This window comes from Sinomicrobium halophytocola, assembly GCF_052983395.1.
The window spans coordinates 170875-182996 of sequence record NZ_JBRKIT010000040.1; the positions used below are offsets into that span (position 1 = coordinate 170875).

Sequence of the window (12122 nt, forward strand, 5' to 3'; positions counted from 1 at the left end):
GGGATATTTCAGCTTTTATTGTTTACGGGCCGGGTTCTCCGTCCCGATTCCCATGTCTTTCAACACCCTAATGGCAGCATGATACCCACACATTCCATGTACCCCGCCTCCCGGTGGCGTGGAAGATGAACAGAGATACAAGCCTTTTGCAGAGGTGCGGTATGGGGATCTCCTAAGCGCAGGACGGGTAAAAAGCTGGCGGATATCCATAAGTCCGCCATTAATATCCCCTCCTATATAATTAGGGTTATACGCCTGCATCTCCCCGGTATTCATCGTGTTCCGGGCAAGGATAAAATCTTTGAACCCGGGGGCAAAACGTTCTACCTGGTTTTCAATAACGGCAGTACGGTCTTCCGCAGAACCATGAGGTACATGGCAATAGGCCCAAGCGGTATGTTTTCCTTTTGGCGCCCTGGTCGTGTCGAACAAACTTTGCTGGGCCAGCAATACAAAAGGCTTATCGGCTAACTTCCCTCTCCCCGCTTCCCTTTCGGAATGCACTATCTCTTCCATCGTGTTCCCCAGGTGCACCGTCCCCGCCTTTCTGCAGATTTCCGCCGTAAAGGGTATGGGACCATCGAGGGCCCAATCTATTTTAAATACGCCCATTCCGTAACGATAGCGTTTTAACTGCCACCTGTACACCGTAGAAAATTTATGTCCGGCAATCTCCAGCAACTGACGGGGCGTAACATCTAACAGAACGGCCCGGGCAGATGGTAATTGTTCCAACGACCTTACATATAACCCGGTTTGGATGGTACCGCCCAAAGAGGAGAAATAAGAAGCAAGGGCATTGGCGATGCTTTGCGAACCTCCTTTTGCTATGGGCCAGCCTCCCATGTGCCCGGATACGGAAAGCACAAGCGCTGTGGCCGAAGTAGTCCAGTTTGTCAAAGGCTGTAACGAATGGGCTGCCATACCGGCCCATAATCCCCTGCCCTTCTCCGTGGTGAAGCGATTTGCGAACCTTGTGGCCGGTTGAAGGGCTTTCAATCCGAATTTCAGCATTTTTACCGGGTGTGAAGGGATGGACAAAGGCCCCAGTACATCCGGGGCTATCTGTTCCCAGTATTTTTTAAACGGCCCATATACATCCAGGTATACCTCTTTATCGGAACCTAATGAATTTGCTGTTCGCTTTACCGAACGTTCCAGGTGAGCCGCCGAACCGTCGTCAAAAGGATGTGCGCAGTCCACTTCGGGCAGAATGTATTCCAGGCCGTGTTCGTGAAGCGGAAGTTGCGATAAATAAGGAGAAGCAATAGCAGTGGGATGAATGGCGGAGCAGACATCGTGGCGGAATCCGGGCAGGGTCAGCTCCATGGTCCGCATTCCCCCTCCAATCGTGTCTTTTCCTTCCACCAGCAAAACCTTCAGGCCTTCGGACTGGAGTTTTATTGCGGCAGCAAGGCCGTTCGGACCCGATCCTACTACTATGGCATCGTATTCCGTTTGCATTGTATCCGATGGTTATGGTGTCATTATATCCCTTCTACACACGAATATCCGAAAAATTATTTTGTTTTATGCTCTTTCCAGGGGCGAACTAAAGAGTAGGAGTTTGGGGATTCTTTTATTGTCTGGTTAAGACCCTGCCTTCGGTGGCAGACCAATTTCATTGAAATTACTTTAAGTTTTAGCCATGGATTCACGGATAAATAGGAATTATCGACTTATAAAAAGGATAATAGGTCCGGTGAGTATGAGAAAAAGGCAGATAGACCTTGTTCTCTCCCGACTTTTCTCTTTTAAAACCGGAGAAAGATACACCCCGGTTTATTTTATTCCAAAGGTATTATCTACTGTATTATAGACATTTATATCGTTACGATACCTGTAAAATGTATATTCTTTACACATAAACATCCCATACATCAAGAGTTACACACTTATTACACATATCTGAAAAACCATAAACAACTAAAAGACAGAGCATTAATAGACAATTGCTTTTATGGCACGAAAATCTCTATATACTAACTACAAACAATTAAGTTTAATCAAAAAATATAAGATCATGAAAAATTTATTTTTAGCAGCAGCATTAGTTTTAGGAGGATTTGCTACACAGGCAGCAACTACTATAGATGCTAACGAGAACCTGGTAATTACAGTTAACCAGGAAGAGTTTACGGAAATTTCCGCAGATGAAGTTCCTGCTGCCATTACAGAGGCTCTAGAGAAAGATTATGCCGGAGCTACTATAGACAAGGCATCTGTAAACGAAGCTAAAGAATACAAACTGGAAGTAACCATCGGTGAAGAAGCCAGCGTTCTTTATGCTAACGAAAACGGAGAATGGATTCAGAAATAACGGAATAACATTCTTTAGTTAAAAAGTATTTTTACAGTAAAGAGGCTACAATAATTATTGTGGTCTCTTTGCTTTTGTATGAGCTCATAAGAACAAGGAACATGCTTACCGTAAATTACTTCATCACCCCTCTTTTCCAAGGGGATAACATAAAAAATAATAAAGAAAATATGTTTTTCCCTTTGAAAACATCGGAAAATTGAAAGAAAAAACTTCAATAAATTCAAAAAACACCTTTTTAAAATAAGCTTTACGAAAATCTAACATTATTTAACGAATAACCTCTTGTCTGGCTAATTAACTTTCTTTAGTTTTGACCCCGATATGAAATTAGTAATTCGGTTTTTTATATCGTTGAGCGTTTTTCTTTTGAGTGGATACAATCTTCTCCACGCTCACGTAGATCGGGATGACGTTTCTTGCATTGCCCCGGTATCAAACATGGAGAGCTATGAGTTCGCCGGTTTTGATGCCATACAGGACAATCCGGACTTCGTTATCCGCTCCGTTTCCCTCAACCGGGAAAAACGGGGACACGAAACCGAAGAAAGAAATATCGAAGAAGAATATAACGAGTTAATCTCGTTGAAAAAATATTCCGGGAGCAGCAATATGCATATTACTGCTCTTTTTTATACCCTTATTTTTGGCAGTTTTCTTTACCACGCCAACAAACGCCTGTTTTTTTCCAGGCATTTTTCCCGCTTTTTATCATTAACACCCTTATATATCCGGTTTCGCGTATTCCGGTTATGATTTATCTTTTAGCAGGCATTTCCTAATAAGGATTTTTGGCTGCACTTCCCTTTCGTATTTTTTTGGTACGGAAATACGCTTTGCCCATTTTTATGGCTAAAAGACCTGTATTCCTATACCATTCTTATATCATACCACAAAAATCATCTACCAAAAACTGTATCACTAAAAAACTAAAGTTGTGATGAAGAAAATTCTCATGCTTACAGGCTTGTGTGCCCTATTGTGCCATACGAGTTGCAGCACTAAAAAAGAAAAGAAAGAAGAGGACACAAAGTACCTTGTCACCAATCCTATAAAAAAGGACACCCTGATCACCAAAGACTATGTGGCACAGGTACATTCCATACAGCACATAGAACTGCGGGCCCAGGAAAGAGGTTATCTGCAAAACATTTATGTAGACGAAGGGCAATTTGTTAAAAAAGGACAGTTGTTATTCCGTATTATGCCCAACCTCTATCAGGCCGAACTGCAAAAAGCCCAGGCCGAAACCGAACTGGCGGAAATCGAATACCAGAATACCAAGAAGCTGGCAGACAGTGATGTTGTGGCCCCGAACGAACTGGCTATGGACAAAGCAAGACTGGATAAAGCCAAGGCAGAAATGGAACTTTCCAGGGTGCATCTGCAGTTTACCGAGATCAGGGCCCCCTTTGATGGTATTATCGACCGCTTTCACGTAAGACAAGGTAGCTATCTCGAAGAAGGGGAACTACTGACTAACCTGTCAGACAACAGTAAAGTATGGGTGTACTACAATGTTACCGAATCCGAATACCTCGATTATATGTCGAAAGCCGAAGAAGATAATCCGGCGGCTGTTAACTTCCTGATGGCAAACAACCGGCTTTTTCAACAACCGGGAGTCGTAGAGACCATAGAAGCTGACTTTGACAACGAAACCGGGAATATCCCCTTCCGGGCCACTTTCCCTAATCCCAAGGCGCTTTTAAGACATGGCGAAACCGGAAGCATTCTTATGAAAGTCCCTTTTGTGGATGCCTTGATAATACCCCAGAAAGCCACCTTTGAGATCCTGAGCAAAAAATTTGTTTTTGTAATCGATAATGATGGCCGTGTTAAACAAAGGGAGATTGCCATAAAAGCAGAATTACCACATTTATTTATTGTAGATAAAGGATTGTCTGTCAACGACAAAATATTACTCGAAGGAATCCGGATGGTGAAGGACGGTGAAAAGATCGCTTATAAAGTTGAAGAACCGAAAAAAGTGATGGCGAACCTGGACATGTATGCAGAGTAATTCAAACCTATAAAAACAGCGTAAAATGTTTGCTAAATTTATAAAGAGACCGGTATTGGCCATTGTCCTATCGGTAGTCATTGTTTTTGTCGGTTTACTGGCCATAAAACAGCTACCCATATCACAATTTCCGCAAATAGCCCCGACAACAGTCAATATTTTTATAGCGTACCCCGGGGCCAGTGCGGATGTATTGGTAAAATCAACGCTCATTCCTCTGGAAACGTCCATAAACGGTGTTCAGGGCATGCGTTATATCGCTTCGGATGCTACCAGTGCGGGTGAAGGGACCCTGCGTATCATTTTCGAACCGGGGACCGATCCCAACCAGGCCGTAGTTCGTGTCAAGACCCGGGTAGACCAGGTGATGCCCTTGCTCCCGGAGCTCGTACAACGGGAAGGGGTTGTTATCACACCCGTGCAGCCCAGTATGCTTATGTATGTGAATTTATTCAGTAAAGAAAAAAAGAACGATGAAAAGTTTCTTTACAACTATGCATACACTAAAATAGTGCCGGAAATCCAGCGTATAAACGGTATAGCCAGCGCACAGATACTCGGTAGCCGAAAATATGCGATGAGGGTTTGGTTAAAGCCGGACCGTATGAGAGCCTATAAAGTCTCCGCAGAAGAGGTCCTGGAGGCTATGGATGAACAGAGTATTATTGCACGCCCGGGACGACTCGGAAGAAGTTCGGGTAAAAAGACCCAGTCGCTGGAATACGTGCTGGTGTATCAAGGGCGGTATAATGAGCCCGAAGATTATGAGAATATTATTATCCGTGCCAACGATGAAGGCGAAATTTTAAAACTCAAGGACGTAGCCAATGTAGAACTGGGTAGCGAGTTTTACGATATTTATTCCAATCTGGACGGCAAACCTTCCGCCTCCATCGTGCTGAAGCAAACTTTCGGAAGTAACGGTAGTGACGTTATTAAAGATGTCAAAACAAAATTACAGGAGCTGAAAGAAGACTTACCCCCCGGGGTGGAATATAAGATAGGTTATGATGTCTCTAACTTCCTTGATGCCTCCATCGAACAGGTATTGCATACGTTGAGAGATGCCTTTATCCTTGTGGCCATTGTGGTATTCCTCTTTTTAGGAGATTGGCGTTCCACGATTATCCCCATTATAGCCGTACCGGTATCCCTGATAGGTACCTTCTTTATTATGCAACTGTTCGGACTATCCATAAACCTGATTACGCTTTTTGCCCTGGTACTGGCCATTGGTATTGTGGTAGATAACGCCATTGTGGTGGTAGAAGGAGTCCACGTGAAGATGGAAGAAGAGAACCTCTCACCATACAAAGCATCCTATGCCGTATTGGGAGAAATAGGAGGCGCTATTGTTGCCATTACACTGGTTATGGTCTCGGTATTCATACCTATTTCATTCATGACGGGGCCTGTAGGGGTATTTTATCGTCAATTCTCGATCACTATGGCAGGGGCCATCATATTATCTGCAGTGGTAGCGCTTACGCTTACCCCGGTATTATGTGCCATGCTGTTAAAAAATAATCACGGAAAGGCCAGGAGAAAATCCCCTGTCGATAAGTTTATAGATTGGTTTAACGGCAAGTTTGATAAACTGACAGGTAAATATGTAAACGTGCTGAAATTAATCGTCAACCGAAGGGTCATTACCTTTGGTATGCTGATAGCCTTTTGTGTCGGTATCTTTTTAACGAACCAGGTATTACCGGCAGGATTTATTCCCAATGAAGACCAGGGGATGATCTATGCCATCATACAGACCCCTCCCGGGGCCACATTGGAACGTACCAATGAAGTAGCCAGGAAATTACAGAAGATCTGTGAAGAAACAGAAGGTGTTGAATCGGTTTCTTCATTGGCGGGATATGAGATCATGACCGAAGGACGGGGTTCCAATGCGGGGACCTGTCTCATTAACCTGAAACCCTGGTCCGAACGCGAACACAGCGTTCATGAAATTATGGAAGAACTGGAGGAAGAGACCAAAGATCTCGGGGCTATTATCGAGTACTTCGAGCCACCGGCAGTTCCCGGCTTCGGTTCTTCAGGAGGTTTCGCCATGCGTTTGCTCGATAAAACAAACGGTACGGATTTCCAGGAGTTCGAAAAAATCAATGACAACTTTATGGATGCCCTGAGAAAACGTAAGGAAATCACCGGGCTGTTTACCTTTTTTGCCGCAAATTACCCACAATACGAGTTAAAGATCAACAACAAAGTGGCCATGCAGAAAGGCGTTTCTATCGGAAAAGCCATGGAAAACCTGAATATCCTGATCGGTAGTACATACGAACAAGGGTTTATTAAATACGGTAGGTTCTTTAAAGTATACACACAAGCAGCCCCGGAGTACAGAGGAATGCCTTCCGATCTGGAAAAACTCTATGTAAAGAACGAGGAAGGCGAAATGGTGCCGTATTCCGCTTTTATGACCATGGAAAAGAAACTGGGGCCTAATGAGATCACCCGGTATAACCTGTATAATTCCGCATCTATCCGTGGGCTTCCGGCACCCGGGTATACTTCGGGAGATGCTATCAACGCCATAAAAGAAGTTGCTGAACAAACGCTGCCAAGAGGATATGATGTCGCATGGGAAGGCCTCTCTTATGATGAAGCATCCCGCGGGAATGAGTCTATATACATATTTGCCGTCGTACTCATTTTTGTATACCTGGTACTTGCCGCACAATACGAAAGTTTCATGTTGCCACTGGCCGTAATCCTCTCGTTGCCCGTAGGTATCTTCGGTTCCTTCCTGTTGTTGAAGCTTATGGGACTGGCCAACGATGTGTATGCCCAGATCGGTGTTATCATGCTTGCCGGTCTTTTAGGTAAGAATGCCGTGCTGATCGTTGAATTTGCCGTCCAGAAGCGAAGGGACGGCGCCTCTATCCTGGATGCCGCCATTGAAGGCGCCAGGGCAAGGTTCAGACCCATACTGATGACTTCATTTGCTTTTATTGCCGGACTAATTCCGTTGGTAGTCGCTACAGGAGCCGGGGCCATAGGAAACAGGACCATAGGTGGTTCTGCCATGGGAGGAATGCTTATAGGAACCATACTGGGGGTATTGGTCATCCCGGGACTGTACTATGTTTTTGCAAAAATGTCAGACGGGAAAGAACTTATCAGGGATGAGGACACCGAACCCGTTTCGGAAGAATTCATGCGGCTAAGTGAAGGAGAAAGCAAGTTGCAAACCAGGATCAGTAAAATGAATAAGCTTTTGAAAAAATTAATGAAAAGATCAGACGATGAATAAAAAAAACAGAGTACACTATAGCAAAGCATCTTTGGTTGGGATTTTTGCATTGGCTACACTGTATTCCTGCGCGCCAACTTTAGAAACCGTACAGGAAGACACAACGGTCCCGGTTCAGTATGCAAATCAATCGAAAGACAGCTTAAATTCTGCCCGGATAAAATGGCGGGAGTACTTTATCGATCCGTATCTCGACACCCTTATCAGTGAGGCGTTGCAAAACAACCAGGAACTGAACATCACCCTTCAGGAACTGGAGATCGCCAGGAACGAGGTCAGGGCCCGAAAGGGAGAATACCTGCCATTCATAGGCCTTAAAGGGGGCGCCGCAGTTGACAAAAAGGCCCGCTATACGAGCCTAGGGGCCAGCGAAGCTACTACGGACATCAAACCCGGCCGGGAAATGCCGGAACCTTTACAGGACTACCTGGTTGGCGCTTATGCTTCCTGGGAGATCGATATCTGGGGCAAACTGCACAATGCTAAAAAAGCAGCGGTAAGCCGGTACCTGTCTACTATGGAGGGGAAAAACTTTGTGATCACTAACTTGATCGCGGAAATTGCCAACTCCTATTACGAGTTACTGGCCCTGGACAACCAGTTGGATATCGTTAAACAGAACATCGACATCCAGACCAACGCGCTCAAGATCGTAAGGTTGCAGAAACAAGCTGCACGGGTCAACGAACTGGCCGTGCGTAAATTCGAAGCGGAGGTGCTGCACACCAGGAGCCTGCAATTCGATATACAGCAAAAGATCACGGAAACCGAAAACAGGATCAATTTTCTCGTAGGCCGGTATCCTCAGTCTATAGAAAGGGATTCCAAAGCGTTCAGTGACCTGGTCCCCGAACAGGTGCATTCCGGATTGCCATCGCAATTGCTGGAAAACCGGCCGGATATCAAACAGGCGGAACTGGAACTCGTTGCTTCCAAGCTGGATATAAAAGTGGCCAAAGCCCGTTTTTATCCCTCGTTGGGTATCTCCGCGGGGATAGGCTACCAGGCCTTTAATCCCAAGTACCTGCTCCGTACCCCGGAGTCCCTGCTCTACTCGGTTGCCGGGGACCTTACGGCTCCTTTGATTAACAGGAACGAGATAAAGGCCACCTATTACAGCGCCAATGCCAAGCAGATACAGGCGGTCTATAACTATGAGCGTACTATCCTGAACGCTTATATAGAAGTGGCCAACCAACTGGCCAAAATAAGCAACCTGGAGAAAAGCTACGACCTGAAATCCAAAGAAGTAGATGCCCTTATCCAGTCTATCGATATTTCCAACATCCTATTCAGGTCCGCAAGAGCCGATTATATGGAGGTATTGCTTACCCAAAGGGATGCCCTGGAATCGAGGTTTGAACTGGTTGAGACCAAGATGCAGCAGATGAGCGCGGTGGTTAATATGTACCGTGCGCTGGGTGGCGGCTGGAACCAGGAGTAAATAACATACCCACTATTTTTTATCTGTGGGGTTGGTCGGAATGCGGTCGGCCCCTATTTTCAGAAGCCTTCGGAACCTGCCATCCCGAAGGCTTTTTTATCCGGATGAAGTCATAGACTTCAGAAGCATATCCTTTCTTCTATCGGAAACGATTTCAGATTTACAATGCGGCATGCAAAAGATGGGACCCGGAACCCCGGGAAACATCAGTGCATTCATGGCACAACAACGGTCATTTCACTATTTGCCATATCTCCATTCCTAAATCATTCCTAATTTGTGCTGTACTTTTACATGTTTAAATTAAGTAATTTAGCGTTATGAAGATCCTCATTATAGAAGACGAGCACGACCTGGTAAAGGTTATGAAAGCGTCCCTGGAAAAGGAAACTTACCTGGTAGAGACTGCTACCGACTTCCGTAGTGCGCTGGATAAGATCATTTCTTTTGCCTATGACTGTATACTACTCGATATTATGCTTCCCGGGGGAAGCGGACTGGAATTGCTCTCGGAGCTCAAAAAACTGAAAAAACAGGAGGCTGTAATTATTATCTCGGCAAAAGATGCCGTAGATGACAAGGTCCTGGGGCTGGAACTGGGGGCAGACGACTACCTGGCCAAGCCTTTTCACCTCGCGGAACTGAACGCCCGTGTAAAATCGGCCATACGGAGGAGGAACCAGAACGGGGAACAGCACATCGGCTGGCGCAATATTACCGTAGACCCGGAAAACAGGACAGTACAGGTCAATAAACACGAACTGGCGCTCAACCGGAAGGAGTTTGACCTGTTGTACTATTTTGTTACCAATCCGCAGCGGCTCATTACCAAAACCTCCATTGCCGAGTACGTCTGGGGCGATCATACGGACCAGGCCGATAGCCTGGATTTTGTGTATTCTCAAATAAAAAACCTTCGGAAAAAACTGAATAATGCCGGGGCCGAAGCCGATATACAGGCCGTATACGGCGTAGGGTACAAAATCATATAAGCCATGCAAAAACGCTCCCTTAAGAATTATACACTGCGTTACCTGGTCATTGCCATCCTGGGCATTATCGCGCTCTGGGCCGCATTGTTCTATATGTATATCATTGAGGAAGTATACGACAATATAGATGACGGGCTGAAAGACAGCAGGCTGCGTATTATGCGTGAAGCCGAGGGTGACCCGGAAATACTCCAAACCCGCGAATACGATATTGCCCGCTTTAAAATTACCCCGCTCCCACCCGGCGATTATTCCCGGAAGTCCCACATATACAATTCCAAAATGTATATGCCTTATGACGATGACGATGAACCGGTACGGGTATTACAAACCATTTTTCAGGTCAAGGGGCAAGAATACCAGTTGGAAATCTATACCTCTACGGTAGAAGAGGACGAACTTCTGGAAGATCTCCTCACGGCCCTGGTGGTGTTGTATGTGGCCCTGGTAGTCAGTATTATACTCATCAATCACTTTATCCTGAAAAAGGCGTGGAACCCTTTTTATCGCCTTATGGAACAGTTGAAACATTATAAAATAGGCGGTCGCAGAAGCCTGGAACCCGTAACAGCCAATGTCCGGGAGTTCGACGAGTTATACAACGAGGTCTCCGCGATGATCGAAAGGAATGAAGCGGTTTACACCCAGCAAAAACAATTTATCGAAAACGCTTCCCACGAATTGCAAACGCCCCTGGCCATCGCCACGAACAAACTGGAATTGTTTATGGGTAAACAAGACCTTTCGGAACAGGACCTGGTACAGGTAGACGAAATAAACCGTACGCTCCAACGCCTGAAAAGGTTAAACCGTTCTTTACTCATGCTTTCGAGGATAGAGAACAGGCAGTTTCATCCTTCCGAAAGCATCCGCTTCAATGAACTCGTGCAGCAATCGCTGACCGACCTTGAGATCCTGACCGAGCACAAAAAGATCACGGTTTCCGTGGACGAAAAGGGGGAGTTTATAGCGGAGATGAACCGAGACCTGGCTACGGTGCTTATAAACAACCTGCTGAAAAACGGCATTGTTCACAATACAACAGGCGGAACATTGGACATATTTATTTCGGAAAAAGAAATTGTCATTTCCAATTCCGGGGAAACTTCCCTGGACCCGGAACGGATCTTCGAGCGTTTTTACAAAAACGAGCAAAATGAGAACTCCACGGGGCTTGGCCTGGCTATTGTCAAATCCATTATCCACCTCTACCCTGCCCTTTCCATCGCTTATCGTTATGAAGGAAAGCACTCTTTTATACTGCGGAAGAAATGATTTGAAGAAGGACGCTTATAAAACTTGTTTTAACCGGGTTTCCCGGAGGATCAGTTTTATTCCTAACCTCCGGTTTGGTTAAGGATATTTGTTCGTTTTTCAGCTTTTTTTAAAGGCTCCCCTCTTGTGATGAAGAGGGGTGGACCGCTTTGCGGGACGGGGAGTTTTGACCAGCCCGAACTTTGGCGTATTTGCCTTTACGTTTAAGGCTATACCTATGGTTCGGGATTTCAAACCCTCCCCCGTTGCTGCGCTCGGGTACCTCCCTTCATCACAAGGGAGGAGCTTTTAGCTAATTATAATATGGAACATCTGTCTCTTTAAAATGACGATAACACTAACTAAATAACATTACTCTAAAGAAGCGATGTCATTTAATGAAGCCAATTTGTTCTTTTTTAGCTTTTTTTTAAAGGCTCCCCTCTTCATCCCGATGATTATCGGGAGAAGAGGGGTGGACCGCTTTGCGGGGCGGGGAGTTTTGACCAGCCCGAACTTTGGCGTATTTGCCTTTACGTTTAAGGCTATTCCTATGGTTCGGGATTTCAAACCCTCCCCCCGTTGCTGCGCCCGGGTACCTCCCTTCATCACAAGGGAGGAGCTTTTAGTTAATTATAATATGGAACGAACATCTGTCTCTTTAAAATGACGATAACACTAACTAAATATCATTGCTCTAAAGAAGGGATGTCATTTAATGAAGCCAATTTGTTCGTTTTTTAGCTTTTTTTAAGGCTTCCCTCTTCATCCCAATGATTATCGGGATGAAGGGAGGAGCCTTTTGTTTTTTCTTTCTCCAG

The 12122-nt window shown here is 45.3% G+C and carries 9 protein-coding genes; 7 read left to right on the plus strand and 2 right to left on the minus strand.

What is annotated here, in order from left to right; all coding sequences use genetic code 11:
- Positions 1-15: 15 nt before the first annotated feature.
- Positions 16-1464 (minus strand): phytoene desaturase family protein, encoded by a 1449-nt coding sequence (locus ACVBDY_RS17500; RefSeq protein WP_447176749.1) that lies wholly within the window; start codon positions 1462-1464, stop codon positions 16-18.
- A gap of 559 nt (positions 1465-2023) precedes the next feature.
- On the opposite strand from ACVBDY_RS17500, the gene ACVBDY_RS17505 reads away from it, so the two are divergent.
- From ACVBDY_RS17505 to ACVBDY_RS17535, 7 genes are all read left to right on the plus strand, one after another.
- Positions 2024-2320 carry a hypothetical protein gene (locus ACVBDY_RS17505; RefSeq protein ID WP_447176750.1) on the plus strand — a complete coding sequence of 99 codons (297 nt, stop codon included), beginning with the start codon at positions 2024-2026 and terminating at the stop codon, positions 2318-2320.
- Between the two features lie 324 nt (positions 2321-2644).
- Positions 2645-3076, plus strand: a complete 432-nt coding sequence (locus ACVBDY_RS17510; RefSeq protein ID WP_447176751.1) for a hypothetical protein — start codon at positions 2645-2647, stop codon at positions 3074-3076.
- A 184-nt stretch (positions 3077-3260) separates the two neighbouring features.
- Entirely contained in the window at positions 3261-4343 is a 1083-nt protein-coding gene (locus tag ACVBDY_RS17515) for an efflux RND transporter periplasmic adaptor subunit (RefSeq protein WP_447176752.1), read from the plus strand.
- A 25-nt stretch (positions 4344-4368) separates the two neighbouring features.
- Complete coding sequence (locus ACVBDY_RS17520) at positions 4369-7611, plus strand: efflux RND transporter permease subunit (RefSeq protein ID WP_447176753.1); 3243 nt, start codon at positions 4369-4371, stop codon at positions 7609-7611.
- Entirely contained in the window at positions 7604-9055 is a 1452-nt protein-coding gene (locus ACVBDY_RS17525; RefSeq protein ID WP_447176754.1) for a TolC family protein, read from the plus strand. The genes ACVBDY_RS17520 and ACVBDY_RS17525 overlap by 8 nt, the downstream gene beginning before the upstream one ends.
- 320 nt (positions 9056-9375) lie before the next feature.
- Positions 9376-10047 (plus strand): response regulator transcription factor, encoded by a 672-nt coding sequence (locus ACVBDY_RS17530; RefSeq protein ID WP_447176755.1) that lies wholly within the window; start codon positions 9376-9378, stop codon positions 10045-10047.
- Between the two features lie 3 nt (positions 10048-10050).
- On the plus strand, positions 10051-11322 hold the full coding sequence (locus tag ACVBDY_RS17535) for a sensor histidine kinase (RefSeq protein ID WP_447176756.1): 1272 nt from the start codon (positions 10051-10053) through the stop codon (positions 11320-11322).
- A 351-nt stretch (positions 11323-11673) separates the two neighbouring features.
- Here ACVBDY_RS17535 and ACVBDY_RS17540 read toward each other — a convergent pair whose 3' ends face one another.
- Entirely contained in the window at positions 11674-11910 is a 237-nt protein-coding gene (locus ACVBDY_RS17540) for a hypothetical protein (RefSeq protein ID WP_447176757.1), read from the minus strand.
- Positions 11911-12122 lie beyond the last annotated feature (212 nt).

Excerpts from the sequence above, each read along its gene's own strand:
- ACVBDY_RS17500 (WP_447176749.1), bottom strand. The coding sequence starts at position 1,464 with ATGCAAACGGAATACGATGCCATAGTAGTAGGATCGGGTCCGAACGGC.
- ACVBDY_RS17505 (WP_447176750.1), top strand. The coding sequence starts at position 2,024 with ATGAAAAATTTATTTTTAGCAGCAGCATTAGTTTTAGGAGGATTTGCT.
- ACVBDY_RS17510 (WP_447176751.1), top strand. The coding sequence starts at position 2,645 with ATGAAATTAGTAATTCGGTTTTTTATATCGTTGAGCGTTTTTCTTTTG.
- ACVBDY_RS17515 (WP_447176752.1), top strand. The coding sequence starts at position 3,261 with ATGAAGAAAATTCTCATGCTTACAGGCTTGTGTGCCCTATTGTGCCAT.
- ACVBDY_RS17520 (WP_447176753.1), top strand. The coding sequence starts at position 4,369 with ATGTTTGCTAAATTTATAAAGAGACCGGTATTGGCCATTGTCCTATCG.
- ACVBDY_RS17525 (WP_447176754.1), top strand. The coding sequence starts at position 7,604 with ATGAATAAAAAAAACAGAGTACACTATAGCAAAGCATCTTTGGTTGGG.
- ACVBDY_RS17530 (WP_447176755.1), top strand. The coding sequence starts at position 9,376 with ATGAAGATCCTCATTATAGAAGACGAGCACGACCTGGTAAAGGTTATG.
- ACVBDY_RS17535 (WP_447176756.1), top strand. The coding sequence starts at position 10,051 with ATGCAAAAACGCTCCCTTAAGAATTATACACTGCGTTACCTGGTCATT.
- ACVBDY_RS17540 (WP_447176757.1), bottom strand. The coding sequence starts at position 11,910 with ATGAAGGGAGGTACCCGGGCGCAGCAACGGGGGGAGGGTTTGAAATCC.